Source organism: Jannaschia sp. GRR-S6-38 (genome assembly GCF_029853695.1).
In the GTDB taxonomy this organism is placed as follows: Bacteria; Pseudomonadota; Alphaproteobacteria; order Rhodobacterales; family Rhodobacteraceae; genus Jannaschia; species Jannaschia ovalis.
In genome coordinates this window covers 216,671-232,036 of the sequence record NZ_CP122537.1, presented here as the reverse complement: position 1 = coordinate 232,036, position 15,366 = coordinate 216,671, and the positions used below count along the sequence as shown (strand labels likewise).

Sequence of the window (15,366 nt, the reverse complement as noted above, 5' to 3'; positions counted from 1 at the left end):
GGAAACGCTTACGTATGAAGGGCTCAGCGAACGGGAAGGACCATGATCCGCTACGCCTTGAAATGCGCCGAGGGCCACGAATTCGAAAGCTGGTTCCAGTCGGCCGACGCCTTCGACGGACTTGCCGCGAAGGGCATGGTGAGCTGCGCGCATTGCGGATCGGACAGGGTCGAGAAGGCGCTGATGGCCCCGAAGGTCGCGCCGAAGACGAAGGGCGAGCTGACGGTCCCTGCCTCCGAGGTCGAGAAGAAGATCGCGGCGCTTCGCCGCAAGGTCGAGGCGGAGGCGACCTATGTCGGCCCCCGCTTCGCCGAGGAAGCCCGCCGGATCCATGCCAGCGACACGCCCGAAAAGCCCGTCTGGGGCGAGGCGCGGCCCGACGAGGCGCGCGCGCTTCTGGAGGAGGGCATCGGCGTGGCTCCGCTCCCATTCCTGCCCAAGCAGAAGGCCAATTGATGCGCGCCCTCGTGACCGGCGCGTCGCGCGGCATCGGCGCGGCGCTGCTGGCCGAGGGTCATGCGCGCGGACATGGCGTGACGGGGACGTCGCGCGCCGGCGGCGAGGGGCTCCTGGCGCTGGACGTGACGGATGGCTGCCTGCAGACGGCCTGCGCCTCGGCCACGGGCGCGATCGACCTGCTGGTCTGCAACGCGGGCGTCTATCTCGACAAGGGCGTGGGGCTGGACGGCCTTACAGGGGACATGCTGCAGGCCACCTTCGCCGCCAATGTCACCGGTGTCGCGCTGACCGTGAAGGCGCAGCGGCGCAACCTGTCGCGTGGCGGGCGGATCGCGATCGTGTCCTCGGCCATGGGCTCGTCCGAGCGGGCCGCGGGCAACGCCTTCGCCTATCGCGCCTCGAAGACCGCCGCGGCCAATCTGGGCGCGAACCTTGCGCGGGCGCTCGCGGCGGACGGGATCGCGGTCGGCATCTATCATCCCGGCTGGGTGCGGACGGATATGGGCGGCGCGGGGGCCGATATCTCGCCCGAGCAATCGGCCCGCGGCCTCTGGGATCGGTTCGAAGCATTGGGCCCCGCGACCACCGGCGAATTCCTGAACCATGACGGCACCCCGATCCCGTTCTGACCCCACCCGCCGCGCCCTGCTGGCCGGTGCTGCGGCGCTGGCCGTTGCGGGCGCGGCAGGGGCCGGGGGCGGGTTGGTCGTGCTGGCGGCGGCGAGCCTGAAGCCCGCGCTGGACGACATCCTGACCGGGTGGCCCGGGCCGGTCGCGGTGTCCTATCTGGGCTCGGGCACGGCGGCGCGGCAGGCGGCGGCCGGCGCGCCGGCGGACCTTGTGATCCTGGCCGCGACGGATTGGATGGACTGGTTGGAGACCCAGGGCGCGCTGGCCGGGCCGGCCGTCCCGGTCGCGGGCAATCGGCTGGTGCTGGTCGGCCCGCCCGGTGCCGCGCCCCTGGCGCTGGAGCGCGACGCCCTGCTCGCGCGGCTGGGCCCCGCGGGCCGGATCGCGCTGGGCGACCCCATGTCGGTGCCCGCGGGCCGCTACGCGCAGCAGGCGCTGGAGACGCTGGGCCTCTGGGAGACGCTGCGCCCCCGCGCCGTGCTGGCCGAGAACGTGCGCGCCGCGCTGGCCTATGTCGCCCGCGGCGACCTGGCCCTGGGCGTGGTCTATGGCTCGGACGCGCGGGGCACGGGCGTCGCGGAGCTGGTGGCGGTGCCCCCGGAAAGCCATAGGCCGATCGTCTACCCGGCGGCCCTGCTGCGCGGGGCGGCGCCGGGGGCGCGGGCGCTCTTGGACCGGATCGTGGCTTCGGGCGCGGTCTTCGCCGCGCACGGCTTCGCGCCCGCGCCCGCCGCATGATCGCGCTGCCGCCCGAGGCCTGGGAGGCGCTGGCCCTGTCCCTGCGCGTCTCGACCGTGGCGGTGCTGGCGAGCCTGCCGGTGGCGATCTGGGTGGCGCATCTGCTGGCGCGCGGGCGCTTCCCGGGCAAGGGGCTGCTCGATGCGCTGGTGCATCTGCCGCTGGTCCTGCCGCCGGTGGTGACGGGCTATGCGCTGCTCGTCCTGTTCTCGCGCGGCGGACCGATCGGCGGGGTGCTGGAGCCCCTGGGACTCGGCCTCGCCTTCCGTTGGACCGGCGCGGCGCTGGCGGCGGCGATCATGGCCTTCCCGCTCGTCGTGCGGGCGATCCGGCTGGCCTTCGAGGCGGTCGACCCCAAGCTCGAGGAGGCCGCCGCCACGCTGGGCGCCTCGCCCGCCCGCGTCTTCCTGACCGTGACGCTGCCGCTGGCCGCGCCCGGGTTGCTCGCGGGGGTGACGCTGGGCTTCGCCAAGGCCTTCGGCGAGTTCGGCGCGACCATCACCTTCGTCGCCTCCATCCCCGGCGAGACGCGGACCTTGCCGTCGGCGATCTATGCCTTCCTGCAGGTGCCCGGGGGTGAGGCGGGGCTGCACGGGCTGGTGGCGGTGGCGGTGGCGGTCGCGGTGGGGGCGGTGCTGGTCTCGAACTGGCTGGCCCCGCGGATCGCGGCGCGGGTGGCGGGGCGCTGATGCTGGAGCTGGAAATCCGGCGGCGGGCGGGGGCGTTCACGCTCGATGTCGCGCTGGAGGCGCGGGCGGGCGTGACGGCGATCTTCGGCCCCTCTGGCGCCGGGAAGACCACGCTGGCCCGCTGCGTCGCGGGGCTGGCGGCTCCAGATGCGGGGCGCATCGTGCTGGATGGGCGGGTGCTGTTCGACGGCGCGACCGACCTGCCGCCGCATCGCCGCGGGATCGGCTATGTCTTTCAGGAAGCGCGTCTTTTCCCGCATCTCGACGTGGCCGGGAACCTGCTCTACGGCGCGGCGCGCGGGACCGATCCGGCGGAGGTGGCGGCGCTTCTCGACATCGCGCCGCTGCTGGGCCGCCGGCCGGCGGGCCTGTCGGGGGGCGAGGCGGCGCGGGTCGCTCTGGGCCGGGCGCTGCTGCGCGATCCGAAGCTCCTGATCCTCGACGAGCCGCTGGCCGCGCTGGACCAGAAGCTGCGGCTGCAGATCCTTCCCTATCTCGAACGGCTGCGCGACCGGGGCCTGCCGGTCCTGTTCATCAGCCACGCCATCGAGGAGGTGGCGCGGCTGGCGACGACGCTGGTCTTGATGGGTGACGGACGGGTGATCCACGTCGGATCCACGGGTGACGTGTTGTCCGATCCGGCCATCGCCGCGCGGCTGGGGCCCAGCCAGGCCGGCGCGATGCTGGAGGGACGGGTCGTGACGGTGGCCGAGGGTCTGGCCACCGTGGCGACCCCGGCGGGCCGGCTGCAGGTCGCGGGCGTGGACGCGCCGCCGGGGACCGGGCTGCGCATCCGGATTCGGGCGGAGGACGTGATCGTCGCGACCGCCCGGCCCGAGGGGCTGTCGGCGCGCAACGTGCTGCCGGCCGTGGTCGAGAGCGTGCAGGCGGGGCAGGGGCCCGGGCTGATGCTGCGGCTGCGGGCCGGGGAGGGCGCACTGCTCGCGCGGGTGACGCAGGCCTCGGCGCGCGAGATGGACCTGGTGCCGGGGCGGCAGGTCTGGGCGGTGGTGAAGACCTCGGGCGTTGCGCGGGCGGACGTGGGCTAGGACGGCCAAGGCCGCCCAGCCGTGTCGCGACGATCCGACGGGGCTACGCGGGCGCGTCCCGGGCGGCCCAGCGCCCTGAGACCCGCCGCGCTAGCCATTGATCCGTCCCAGCGCGCGCAGGATGCGGCGTTCGAGGCCGCGGCGTTCGGCGGGAGTGAGGAAGGCGCCGATCTCGACGGCGCGGGGGCCGCCTTCGAGCGTCAGGTAATCCTCGATCGAGCCCACCTTGTCGTGGCGTTCAACCCGGACCCAATAGGGATTGGCCTGCCAGTCGCGGGTGGAGCCGTCGGGATCGCGCCGGGTGAGATGCGCCTCCTCCGGCGTCAGCACCAGCCGTTCGAGGATGTCGCGGTCGTGCCAGGACCGCTTCAGGCTTAGCCAGAGCAGGCCCAGAACCGCCATGCAGAAGGGCAGGATACCCCAGAGCGCGACGGTGCCCATGAGCCCGATGAGCGGGATGCACAGCATCCCGAAGCTCGCGCCGATTATCCAGACGAAGCCGGTGCCGGTCAGCGACTGGTGGGGCCAGAGCTCGAGCTCAAGCAAGGAGGCCCCGGAATTTTCCGGGGCCTCGCTCAGGTCATGGATCACGTTGATCGGCATGATGTCGGCCCGTCATGGATGCGGATGCCGGTCCCACATCTCGCGCGTCGGAAGCTCCTCGAAGGTGTGCTCCGGCGGCGGGTTGGGCAGCGTCCATTCCAGCGTATCGGCATGCTCGCCCCAATAGGCCTCCTCCTCGACGCGGCGGCCGGCGAAGATCGTGTAGAAGACCACGCCGATGAAGAAGAGGAACGACGCGAAGGACAGGAACGCACCCCAGCTCGACACCTCGTTCCAGAGCGCGAAGGCGTCCGGATAGTCGATGTAGCGGCGCGGCATGCCCTGGCGGCCCAGGAAGTGCTGCGGGAAGAAGGTCAGGTTGGCGCCGATGAAGAAGGCCCAGAAGTGCAGCTTGCCGGCCCATTCGGGATATTGCCGCCCGCTCATCTTGCCGATCCAGTAATAAACCCCCGCGAAGATGCCGAACACGGCCCCGAGGCTCATCACGTAGTGGAAGTGCGCCACGACGTAGTAGGTGTCGTGATAGGCACGGTCGATGCCGGCCTGGCTGAGCACGATGCCCGTCACGCCGCCCACGGTGAACAGGAAGATGAAGCCGATGGCGAAGAGCATGGGCGTCTTGAAGCTGATCGAGCCGCCCCACATCGTCGCGATCCAGGAGAAAATCTTCACCCCGGTTGGCACCGCGATGATCATCGTGGCCACCATAAAATACGCCTGCTGCGTCAGCGACATGCCCACGGTGTACATGTGGTGCGCCCAGACGACGAAGCCGAGGCCACCGATCGCCACCATGGCGTAGACCATGGGCAGGTAGCCGAAGATGGGCTTCTTCGAGAAGGTCGAGACCACGTGCGACACGATGCCGAAAGCGGGCAGGATGACGATGTAGACCTCGGGGTGTCCGAAGAACCACAGGATGTGCTGGTAGAGCACCGGGTCGCCGCCGCCCGCGGGGTCGAAGAAGGTCGTGCCGAAGTTGCGGTCGGTCAGCAGCATGGTGATCGCGCCGGCCAGCACGGGCAGAGCCAGGAGGATCAGCCAGGCGGTAACGAAGATCGACCAGGCAAAGAGCGGCACCTTGTGGAGCGTCATGCCCGGCGCGCGCATGTTGAGGAAGGTCGTGATGATGTTGATCGCGCCCAGGATCGACGAGGCGCCCGACACGTGGACCGCGAAGATCGCGATATCCGTCGACATGCCCGCTTCGGTCGTCGAGAGCGGCGGGTAGAGCACCCAGCCGATGCCCGAGCCCGCCTGGCCGTTTCCGCCGGGCACGAGGACCGACAGCACCGCGAGCGAGGTGCCCGCGACGAACAGCCAGAACGACAGGTTGTTGAGGCGCGGGAACGCCATGTCCGGCGCACCGATATGCAGCGGCATGAAGTAGTTGCCGAAGCCGCCGAAGAGCGCCGGGATGACCACGAAGAACATCATCAGGATGCCGTGGCCGGTGATCAGCACGTTCCAGAGATGGCCGTTCGGGGTGCATTCGCCCGCGGCGGCGGCCGTCAGGCGCGCGCCTTCCAGGCACATGTACTGCACGCCGGGATCCATGAGCTCGAGGCGCATGTAGACGGTGAAGGCCACCGAGATGAAACCCGCCAGTCCGGAGACGAACAGGTACAGGATCCCGATATCCTTGTGATTGGTGGACATGAACCACCGGGTGAAGAAGCCGGGCTTCTCGTGGTGGTCTTGGCCCGAAATGGCGGCATCAGCCATGCGGTCGCTCCCGTGTCTGGTCGGTCGGTCTGGGCGCCGGGCGCACTATGCCCCGCGAAACTCCCCGGGGTTCTAGCCCTCGTGCCGCGGCAGGGCAACGCCACAATCGGTCGCGTGGCGGCGGAAACGCCGGGGAAAATCGTCGCAGGCACGGCGCGTCGGGGGCGATTTGCCGCGGCGCGGCGGGAATCGCGCAGACGCCAGCTGCGAGGCGTGTGTCGCGGCGATAGCGGCGAGGTTCAGTTGGTGCGGTAGAGGCCGATCGAGTCGATATAGGTGCCGACGCTGTCGGGCTGGCCGACCTCGCGGATTTCGACGGTGTTGGCGGTGGGGCCGTCCCCAGCGGTGACCACGAAATCGTAGGTCTGCCATTCGGCGCCGCCGGGGGTCGCCGTGCCGACGAGCTCGCCGGCCCAATAGACCTCGACCGAGTTCGTGCCGCCCGTGTAGTCGGACGCGGCGAAGCCGATGACGTAGGTCTCGCCAGCGACCGCATTCTCGAAATTCTGCGTGATGGCGAGATTTCCGGGCGACTCGCCCATGTCGAGAAACTGGTTGCCGTCGAAGGCCTCGATCCCGTTATGGCCGCTGTTCTTGATCTCGAATTTCTCGCCATTGGTCGAGGTCCAGCCGTCGATCTCGGTCGCGGCGAACCCCCATTCGGCGGTGGGAAGGCCGAGCACCGTTTCGAAGGAGCCGTTGGAGATGTCGACGCTGAGGAATTCCGCGTCGCTCTCGCCGGTGACGGCCTCGGAGACGGTCGAGGCGAAGACGCGCAACCCGCCGTTGACGAGGTCGGTGCTGGCGATGGCGATGGCGGCGCCGAGCGCGGTCAGCAGGACCCATTCCACGGTGATCGCGCCGTCTTCGGAACGGGCGAAGCGGTGCAGGAGGGGGACGCTGGCTTGCGGGCTGGGCATGTGTCGGCCTTCGGTCAATCCCCCGATCTATGGTGCCCGACCATGGCCCAAAGATGATCGATCCGTGGCTTAAATAGGCCCATCGGGCATCAGTCGCCCGTTCCGCCCGCCACCGTTTCCAGGCGCCGCCGATCGAGGGACGCGGCGAAGGTCCGGCGCAGCGCGTCGTCGAGATCGGCCATCGTCACCGGCAGGCCCAGATCGACCAGCGATGTCACGCCGTGCCCTTGGATGCCGCAGGGGACGATGCCGTCGAAATGGCCCAGATCCGGTTCGACATTGATCGAGAGCCCGTGGAAGCTGACCCAGCGGCGCAGGCGGATGCCGATCGCGGCGATCTTGTCCTCGCGCGGGGTGCCGTCGGGCAAGGGCGGCTTGTCGGGACGCTCGACCCAGACGCCGACGCGGCCCTCGCGGATGACGCCGGTGACGCCGAACTCGGCCAGCGCGGCGATCACCCAGGCCTCCAGATCGGCCACGAAGGCGCGCACGTCGCGGCCGCGCGCGGCCACGTCGAGCATGGTGTAGACGACGCGCTGGCCGGGGCCGTGATAGGTGTATTGCCCGCCGCGCCGCGCCTCGTGGACGGGAAAGCGGTCGGGCTGGCGCAGGTCTTCCGGCCGCGCCGAGGTGCCGGCGGTGTAGAGCGGCGGATGCTCGAGCAGCCAGAGCGCCTCGTTCGCGGTGCCCGCACGGATCGCGGCGACGCGGGCCTCCATCTCGGAGAGCGCGGTCGCGTAGGCGACGGGCGCGTCGGAGGTGATCCAGTCCGGTGTCATGGGGCGAATTAGGGGGCGCACCGGGGGCTTGGCAAGCCTGCACGAATATTGGGCACCGCGGCATTTCCCCTAGGGCAGCCTGCGATTCTGCCGCAGAATCGACCGGTGTTCTGCTTGGAGAGTGACATGTTTACCAAACCGATCCTGACGGCCGTCACCGCGGCGGCCGTGGCGATGCCCGTGCCCGCGATGGCCGGCAGCAACGATTTCGCAGCCGGCCTGGTGGGCGGAATCATCGGCGGCGCGCTGGTCAATTCGCAGCGCCAGCAGCCCCGGACGACGACCCGCAGCACAACGGTCCGCCGCTCGACCTCGAGCCGCAGCGGCATTTCCAGCACCGAGCGTGCGCAGAACCGCGAGGTCCAGACGGCGCTCAACTATTTCGGCTTCAATGCCGGCACGCCCGACGGCGTGCTGGGCCGCAAGTCCCGCACGGCCGTGTCGGGCATGCAGGCCTTCCTGTCGCTGCCCGTCGACGGCACGCTGTCGAGCTTCGAGCGCGACATCCTGCTGGGCGCGCATGCCCGGGCGCTGTCGGGCAATCCCGAGACGATGCGCCTGGTCTCGACCTCGCCCCTGGGCGCGCGCGCGGCGCTTCAGGCGCAGCACGCGATGATGACCGGCGGCGGCGCGCCCGCGCAGCGCATGACCGGCTATCCCGGCCTGCCGCTGGAGGTGAGCCGGGCCGTGGACGAGATCGCCGCCTCCTCCGACCCCTCGGCGGAGCAGCTTCTGCAGCGCGCGGGCTTCGTGCAGCTGGCCGATCTGAACGGCGACGGCAACAATGACTACATCCTGGACACCTCGGTGTCGGGCTCGTCCTTCTGGTGCTCGGCGGCGCAGTGCAAGGCGCTGGTCTTCGTCTCGACGCCCGACGGCTATGCCCGCAACGACATGCTGGCGCATGGGCCGACCGCCGCCAGCTTCGAATGCATGGGCGCGTCCTGCCGGCTGGCGGATGACGGCGACCCGGTGATGGCCGCCGCGCCCGAACCTGCGGCGCCCGACGCCACGGTGGAGGTGGCGAGCCCCGCCCTGCCGGTCTTCGGCGCGGCCCCAGCGGCCACGCTGTCGCTGGCCAGCCATTGCGGCAAGGTGAACCTGCTGACCGCCACGCGCGGCGGTTTCATCGACGCGGCCGCCGGCGGCGAGCCCGAGGTCGCGCTGGCCGAGCAATTCTGCCTGGCGCGCAACTTCGCCGTCGATGCGGGCGAGCAGATCATGACCGGCATGCCCGGCGTCACGATGCAGAGCGTGCAGGCGCAATGCGCGGCTTTCGGGCCCACCATGGCGGCGCAGATCGGCGCCCTGTCGACCGCGCCGCGCCCGGCGGTGATGCAGGAGGTCGCGGGCTTCGTGCTGGGCACCGGCATGTCGCAGGAGCAGCTGCGCACCACCGCGACGCTCTGCCTGGCGGCGGGCTACGCGGCCGACGATCTGGACGTGGCGCTGGGCGCGGCGCTCCTGATGGTGGCGCTGGGCTCGGCCCCGCATGCGGAGCTGCTGGGCCACCACCTGCAATCGGGCTTCGGCACGGCGGAGCGGCCCGACCTGGCCGCCGCCTGGTACGGCACCGCGATCGAGGCGCTGAAGGGCGGCACCACGCCGGTCTTCGCGCCGAACCAGGCCGGGCGCACCGAATTGCTGACCTGGGCGGCGAGCGGGGTCGGGCAGGGCGCGGCGGCGGCGCAGCCGGTGCCCGCGGCGCTGCCGAATTTCGGGACGGCGGCCACGGACTGACGGGCCGCCTTCTTGCGACGGGCCGAGGATGGCCGGGCGCGGCGCTTTCGGGCGGCGGGGCGAAATCGGGGCTTCCCTTTCGCGCCGCCGCCCGCTAATCCCCGCGCCACGTTCCGAGGGCGTCACGCGGTCGTGGCGGAATTGGTAGACGCGCAGCGTTGAGGTCGCTGTGGGGTAACACCCGTGGAAGTTCGAGTCTTCTCGACCGCACCACCGCCCGACGAACACGAGAGCGCCGCCCCGAGGGGCGGCGTTTCGCGTTTCGGGGTGGGGCGGTCAGGGCCGGGTCAGGCCGTCGTGCGGGCGCCCCAGCGGCGCCAGGCGGGGCGGGTCTCGGTCAGCTTGATCTCGCCGTGGCGCTGGTTGCCCAGCGCGAGCGTCGCGTCGCGCAGCACTTCGATCCCCTCATGCGCGTCCTTCGGCAGCGCCGCGCCGTCGAGCGGGCGGCCGATGGTGACGTGGTAGGGCTGCACGTCCTTGTTCAGCGTCTCGTGGAACAGCGTGATGTCGCGCAGCGTCGGGTGGATCGCGTCGAAGCCGTAGAACATCGCCGAGTTGCGGGCGCGGATATGGACGGGGATGACCGGCAACTCGAACTTGCGGGCGATCATCGCGGCCGAGGCCATCCAGGGACGCTCGTGCAGGCGCAGCCCGCGGCGCTTGGCCAACCGACCCGAGGGGAAGATCACGCCAAGCCGCTCCTCGGCGAAGCAGGCGCGGGTCTGGGTCATCGTCTCGCGGGTCTTGGAGACGGTGCGCTTGTCCTCGCGCCATTCGACGGGGACGATCATCCGCTCGAATTGCGGCAGGACGCGCAGGATGTCGCTGTTGGCGTAGTAGAACGCGTCGGTCCGGCGCCGCGACAGCAGGTCGTGCAGGATGATGCCGTCGGCGATGCCGGTCGGATGGTTCGCCACGATCATGGCCGAGCCGCCCGCGGGCACGTTCTCGAGCCCTTCGACACTGACCCGCCGGGCGATGCGGCGCGCCAGATCGGCCATGATCTGGTCCACGGGCTTGTCGACGTAATGCGTGCCGATTTCGACCGAGCGCTCGTAGGCCAGTAGCCGGCCCAGCACCTTCCAGGCCGCGCGGGCGGTCAGGGTCGGCTCGAAGAGCCAGGGCGCGCGCTCGGCGATCAGCGGATCGAGACGGTCTTTCATGGCGCCCCCCTCAACACGGGTTTGTATCGGGGCCGTGACAGTCCCGGTCGCACAACGCCGCCGATATAGGCAGCGTTCCTACAATTCTACCGCGAAATGGGCGGCCACGTCACGCGCGGGGCGGGCCTGCGGCGGATCGGCGCCCGCGGGCCGCGCGCCCGGCGCCGTCCGGGGACGCGGCGTTTCGTCCGGGCGGGCCCGGGGAACCCGCGCGGGGGGATCGGGATTTCCGCATTAGACTGCAAACACAGACGAAAGGAGTTCGACATGGCCGATCTCATCGCCATTCGTTTCCAGGACCAATCCCGCGCCGAGGAAGCGCTGAAGAAGGCCGGGGAGGCGCAGAAGCAGCATCTCGTCGATCTGGCCGACGCCGTGATCGTGTCGAAGGATACCGACGGGCGCGTGACGCTGAAGCAGAGCTTCAACACCGTGGCGGCCGGCGCGACCACCGGCGGCATGTGGGGCACGCTGATCGGGCTGGTCTTCCTGAACCCGCTGCTGGGTCTCGCCGTGGGCGCGGCCTCGGGCGCTCTGTCGGGTTATCTGACAGATTTCGGCATCAATGACGACATGATGAAGCGCATGGGGCAGGAGCTGCCCGACGGCTCGTCGGCGCTGTTCGTGCTGGTGCGCAAGGCCACGCCGGACCGCGTGCTGCCCGAGCTGCGCGAGTTGGGCGGTGAGGTGTTCCACACGTCGCTGTCGCGCGAACAGGAGGACCGCCTCCGCGAGGCGCTGTCGGGCGAGGCCGAGCGGCGGATGTCGCGGGGCGAGCCGCTGGTCGACGGGGTGCGCGACGACACACCGAACGCGGCCTGATCCGCGCCAGATCGAAGACGGGACGGCCGGGCGCATTGCCCGGCCGTTCCTGCGTCTACTTCCCCGCCGCGCGCCGCTCCAGGCGCAGCCCGTGGGCGCTGCGGTCGGCGAACCCCTTCCAGTAGCTGTGATCGGGCCCTTCCGTCCCGTCCTCGGCGCGGTCGATCACCCCATCGGCGGCCAGTTCGACCAGGTCCAGATATTCCGCCTTCTCCGCCTCGCCCTTGAGATTCAAGTCCATGAAGGCGGTCACGAAATGCTGCAGGATGTTGTTCATCCGGACATTGTCCCAGACCGCGTCGGCATAATGGTCGAAATGGTACTCGCCGGTCGCCTCGGAGACCTGCCACGCGGCCTCGGGGGCGGGCATCGGCGCGGCCGCGTTGTGGTTGGCGTTCTCGAAGGTCAGGAGCAGGCGGTCGGTGCCGGTCGTCTCCTCGAAGATCTGCCGGATCGCGGGGTATGAGCTGACATCGTCCACGCCGCCCGCCACGATCATCAGCGGCTTCGCGACCCCGGCCAGCCCCGCGGCATCCCAGAAGTCGCGGTTGCGGCCCCAGGGCCCGATGGCGACCACCGCCTTCACCGCCGGATCGGCCAGCGCGGCGTGTGCGTCCGCGCCCGCGGCGTTGCGGGCCAAAAGTTCGCCCGGGGCATTGTACCAGCTGGGCTCCCGCCGTTCGATCGCCGCTTGCGAGAGCCCGCCGCCCGCGTAGATCAGCGCGCCGTAGCCGCCCATCGAGTAGCCGACGATGCCGACCGCGTCGTCGTCGATCATCGCACCGACCGGGTGGTCGGCCCAGCCGGTCAAAGCGTCGACCATGAAGGCCTGGTCCACCGGCCGGTTCACCAGGGTCGAGGGAAAGACGCCCATGTCCTGGTACATTGAATCCGGATGGTCGAGCGAGGCCACGACATAGCCCTTGGAGGCGAGGTTCTCGCCCAGATGGCTCATCAGGAAGCGATTGCCGGGATAGCCGTGGCTGATGACGACCAGCGGGAAGGTGCCGCCCGCGGCCTGCGCCTCGCGCGCGGCGCGCCCCGTCAGCGTCACCTCGGTCGCGCCGTCGCGCATCAGCGCGGTGTAGTCGGTGCCGGGTTCGGTGCCCTCCGCGGCCGGGTACCAGATCTCGGCCGTGATGGTGCGGTCGGCGGTGGGGGCCGCGTCATCGGTCGCGCGCACCACGTCGATGCGGTCCGGATCGGTGAAGGATTGCGTCGTCACGCCGACCGGCCGCGCGCCGTAGGGCGCGAGTTCCGGCGCGTCGGGGCGCATCCCGTCGATCGGGTTCTGCGCGACGGCAGGCAGGGCCAGTCCAAGGGCCACGGCCGGCGCAAGGGTCAGATATCTCATGCTCTCTCCTCCCGGGATGAGGGGCGGAGAGTGCCACGCGCGCGGCGGGGAACAAGCCGTTTCGCACCTTCCCCGGGGGCAGGCACGGGCGGAGGGCGGGTTTGCGCCGAGCGCCGCCGCCTCAGCCCAGCATCCGGTCCGTCATCTCGCGCAGGTCGCGGCTGGAGGCGGCGTCGCGCATCCGCTCCAGCGCGGCGCGCATCAGCGTCTGCCGGTCGGCATCGTAGCGGCGCCAGGTCTCGAAGGCGGCGGACATGCGCGCGGCGGTCTGCGGGTTGCTGGCATCCAGCGTGATCAGCCAATCGGCAAGTAGCGCGTAGCCCGCCCCGTCGGCGCGGTGGAAGCCCGCCGGGTTGCCCGCGGACAGCCCGCCCAGCACGGCGCGGAAGCGGTTCGGGTTCGACGCGTCGAAATCCGCGCGCTGGGTCAGCGCCTCGGCCTGCGCGACCGCCTCGGACGGATCGGCATGGGCGACCTGCGCCATGAACCATTTGTCCATCACCAGGCGGTCGTGCTTCCAGTCTTGTTCGAACGCGGCGGCGACGGAGGTGTCGCGCGCCTCGAGCAGGCAGGTGAAGGCGGCCATGCGGTCGGTCATGTTGTCGGCCGCCGCATAGGCCGCGCGGGCCGCGTCGCCGCCGTCGCGCAGGGTCTGGAGCCGCAGAAGCGTCGCGCCGAGCGCGCGCTTTCCGGCATCCGCGGCGCGCGGATCGTAGGGGCCGGGCACGGCCATGGCCGCGCGCAGGGCGGGCAGGTCGTCCGCCAGACGGTCGGCGATGGCGCGCTGGGCCGATTTGCGCGCCGCGTGGATGCGGTCGGGGTCGGGCACCACGGAGGCCGCGTGCAGCGATCCGGCGAGGTCGTCCTCGGAGGGCAGCGCGAGCGCGAGCGCGCGGAAGGCCGGATCGGCGGCCTCGTCGGTGGCCAGCCTGTGCAGCGCGTCGAGCCAGCCCGCGTCGAAGCCCGCGCCATCTGTCACCGCGGCCATCAGACGCGACTTCGACAGCATCCGCCCGGCTTCCCAACGGATGAACGGGTCGGTGTCATGCGCCAGAAGGATCAGCCGGTCGGCATCGGTCTGGTCGTGCTGCAGGATGACCGGGGCGGAGAAGCCGCGCAGCATCGACAGGATGGGCTTCTCGTCGAGGTCGAATTCCAGCCGGTCCGTCGCGGTGTCGAGGGCGTGGATGCGCGTCGCCTGGATCTCGCGCCCGTCGCGGCCCAGCAGGCCGAAGGCCAGCGGGATCACCAGCGGCGCCTTGTTGGGCTGGTCCGGCGTCTGCGGCGTTTCCTGTTTCAGGTCAATTCTGTAGCGGCCATTCTTGAAGTCCTCGCGAACGGTGACGACGGGCGTTCCGGCCTGCGAATACCACAGCTTGAACTGCGACAGGTCGCGGCCCGTCGCCTCGGCGAAGCAGTCGAGCCAATCCTCGATGGTGCAGGCCTCGCCGTCGTGACGCTCGAAATAGAGCGCGCAGCCGGCGGCATAGCCCTCGGGCCCGACCAGCCGGCGCAGCATGCCGATCACCTCGGCGCCCTTCTCGTAGACGGTGGCGGTGTAGAAGTTGTTGATCTCCACGAAGCTCTCGGGCCGGACCGGATGGGCGAGGGGGCCGGCATCCTCGCGGAACTGCCGGGCGCGCAGGGTCAGCACGTCGCCGATCCGTTGCACGGCGGCGGAGCGTTCGTCCTGCATGAACTGCTGGTCGCGGAAGACGGTCAGGCCCTCCTTGAGGCAGAGCTGGAACCAGTCGCGGCAGGTGATGCGGTTGCCGGTCCAGTTGTGGAAATACTCGTGCGCGACGATGCGCTCGATATTGGCGTAGTCGGAGTCGGTCGCGGTTTCCGGCGAGGCGAGCACGTAGCGGGAGTTGAAGATGTTCAGCCCCTTGTTCTCCATCGCGCCCATGTTGAAGTCGTCGACCGCCACGATGTTGAAGACGGACAAGTCGTAGGCGCGCCCGTAGACGCGCTCGTCCCAGAGCATCGACCGTTTCAGCGCATCGAGCGCGTAGCCCGTGCGCCCCTCGTCGCCGGGCCGGACCCAGACGTTCAGCGCGACCTCGCGGCCCTCCACCGTGGTGAACCGGTCCGAGGTGGCGACCAGGTTCCCGGCGACCAGCGCAAACAGGTATGTGGGCTTGAGCCAGGGGTCGTGCCACTTGCCGGGCGCGACCTCGTCGCCATTGGACAGGCGCACGGGCAGGTCGGCTTCGATCTCGACATCGTAGGTCGCCATCACGTCCGGTCGGTCCAGCATCCAGGTGATTCGGCGGAAGCCCTCGGCCTCGCATTGCGTGCAATACATGCCGCCCGACATATAGAGCCCTTCCAGCGCCTTATTGGTCTCGGGCGCGATCTCGGCCTCGGTCTCGAGGATGAAGCGGTCGGGCGCGTCGTGCAGCGTGAGGGCGGTGTCGGTCAGCGTGTAGCGCGACGGATCCAGCGCCGCGCCGTCCATCGCAATCGAGATCAGCTTGAGCTGCTCGCCGTCCAGCACCATCTCACCCGGCTCGCGCCGCTCGCAGGTCAGGCGCGCGCGGATGCGGGTGGCCAGCGGGTCGAGGCGGAAATGCAGGTCGACATGCGTGACCGTGACCGGCGGCGGCGCGTAGTCGGCGAGGTATTTCGGCTGCGGGGCGGTGGGGGCGGCGTCGCGCATGAAGGTCTCCTTTGCATGGCAGAGCTAGGACGTGCATGGCGCCGGCGCCACCCCCGGCCGGATGCGCGGGCT

Annotated in this window: 14 protein-coding genes and 1 tRNA gene; 8 read left to right on the top strand and 7 right to left on the bottom strand. The window is 70.5% G+C overall.

Features of this window, described 5'->3' with window-relative positions; genetic code table 11:
- Positions 1 to 42 precede the first annotated feature (42 nt).
- From P8627_RS01105 to modC, 5 genes are read left to right on the top strand one after another with little or no spacing between them, the layout of a single operon-like run.
- Positions 43 to 456: a DUF1178 family protein gene (locus P8627_RS01105; protein ID WP_279965640.1), complete on the top strand. Its 414-nt coding sequence runs from the start codon at positions 43 to 45 to the stop codon at positions 454 to 456.
- A complete protein-coding gene (locus P8627_RS01100; protein ID WP_279965639.1) occupies positions 456 to 1,088 on the top strand; it encodes an SDR family NAD(P)-dependent oxidoreductase in 633 nt (210 codons plus the stop codon). Before P8627_RS01105 ends, P8627_RS01100 begins: the two co-directional genes overlap by 1 nt.
- Positions 1,063 to 1,827, top strand: a complete 765-nt coding sequence (modA, locus tag P8627_RS01095) for a molybdate ABC transporter substrate-binding protein (protein ID WP_279965638.1) — start codon at positions 1,063 to 1,065, stop codon at positions 1,825 to 1,827. The genes P8627_RS01100 and modA overlap by 26 nt, the downstream gene beginning before the upstream one ends.
- Positions 1,824 to 2,516 carry a molybdate ABC transporter permease subunit gene (gene modB, locus P8627_RS01090; protein WP_279965637.1) on the top strand — a complete coding sequence of 231 codons (693 nt, stop codon included), beginning with the start codon at positions 1,824 to 1,826 and terminating at the stop codon, positions 2,514 to 2,516. The genes modA and modB overlap by 4 nt, the downstream gene beginning before the upstream one ends.
- Positions 2,516 to 3,565, top strand: coding sequence for a molybdenum ABC transporter ATP-binding protein (gene modC / locus P8627_RS01085; protein ID WP_279965636.1), 1,050 nt, complete (start codon positions 2,516 to 2,518; stop codon positions 3,563 to 3,565). The genes modB and modC overlap by 1 nt, the downstream gene beginning before the upstream one ends.
- A gap of 90 nt (positions 3,566 to 3,655) precedes the next feature.
- Here modC and P8627_RS01080 read toward each other — a convergent pair whose 3' ends face one another.
- The 4 genes from P8627_RS01080 to lipB form a co-directional block, all read right to left on the bottom strand.
- Entirely contained in the window at positions 3,656 to 4,168 is a 513-nt protein-coding gene (locus P8627_RS01080) for a DUF2244 domain-containing protein (protein ID WP_279965635.1), read from the bottom strand.
- Between the two features lie 12 nt (positions 4,169 to 4,180).
- Complete coding sequence (locus P8627_RS01075) at positions 4,181 to 5,854, bottom strand: cytochrome c oxidase subunit I (protein WP_279965634.1); 1,674 nt, start codon at positions 5,852 to 5,854, stop codon at positions 4,181 to 4,183.
- Positions 5,855 to 6,093: 239 nt separating this feature from the next.
- A complete protein-coding gene (locus P8627_RS01070; protein ID WP_279965633.1) occupies positions 6,094 to 6,774 on the bottom strand; it encodes a Flp family type IVb pilin in 681 nt (226 codons plus the stop codon).
- 89 nt (positions 6,775 to 6,863) lie between these two features.
- The gene (gene lipB / locus P8627_RS01065; protein WP_279965632.1) at positions 6,864 to 7,553 is read right to left on the bottom strand and encodes a lipoyl(octanoyl) transferase LipB; all 690 of its coding nucleotides are present in this window, start codon (positions 7,551 to 7,553) and stop codon (positions 6,864 to 6,866) included.
- Between the two features lie 126 nt (positions 7,554 to 7,679).
- Between lipB and P8627_RS01060 the strand changes: the two genes are divergently transcribed.
- Both P8627_RS01060 and P8627_RS01055 read left to right on the top strand, forming a co-directional pair.
- Positions 7,680 to 9,293 carry a peptidoglycan-binding domain-containing protein gene (locus P8627_RS01060; RefSeq protein ID WP_279965631.1) on the top strand — a complete coding sequence of 538 codons (1,614 nt, stop codon included), beginning with the start codon at positions 7,680 to 7,682 and terminating at the stop codon, positions 9,291 to 9,293.
- Between the two features lie 126 nt (positions 9,294 to 9,419).
- Positions 9,420 to 9,506, top strand: a tRNA-Leu gene (locus P8627_RS01055).
- Between the two features lie 74 nt (positions 9,507 to 9,580).
- Here P8627_RS01055 and P8627_RS01050 read toward each other — a convergent pair.
- Complete coding sequence (locus P8627_RS01050; RefSeq protein ID WP_279965630.1) at positions 9,581 to 10,456, bottom strand: 1-acyl-sn-glycerol-3-phosphate acyltransferase; 876 nt, start codon at positions 10,454 to 10,456, stop codon at positions 9,581 to 9,583.
- A gap of 267 nt (positions 10,457 to 10,723) precedes the next feature.
- On the opposite strand from P8627_RS01050, the gene P8627_RS01045 reads away from it, so the two are divergent.
- Positions 10,724 to 11,278: a DUF1269 domain-containing protein gene (locus P8627_RS01045; protein ID WP_279965629.1), complete on the top strand. Its 555-nt coding sequence runs from the start codon at positions 10,724 to 10,726 to the stop codon at positions 11,276 to 11,278.
- 55 nt (positions 11,279 to 11,333) lie between these two features.
- Here the strand turns inward: P8627_RS01045 and P8627_RS01040 are convergent, their stop codons facing one another.
- Together P8627_RS01040 and pepN are read right to left on the bottom strand one after the other, a co-directional pair.
- Positions 11,334 to 12,632, bottom strand: a complete 1,299-nt coding sequence (locus P8627_RS01040; RefSeq protein ID WP_279965628.1) for an alpha/beta hydrolase family protein — start codon at positions 12,630 to 12,632, stop codon at positions 11,334 to 11,336.
- Positions 12,633 to 12,753: 121 nt separating this feature from the next.
- Positions 12,754 to 15,294 carry an aminopeptidase N gene (gene pepN, locus P8627_RS01035; RefSeq protein ID WP_279965627.1) on the bottom strand — a complete coding sequence of 847 codons (2,541 nt, stop codon included), beginning with the start codon at positions 15,292 to 15,294 and terminating at the stop codon, positions 12,754 to 12,756.
- Positions 15,295 to 15,366 lie beyond the last annotated feature (72 nt).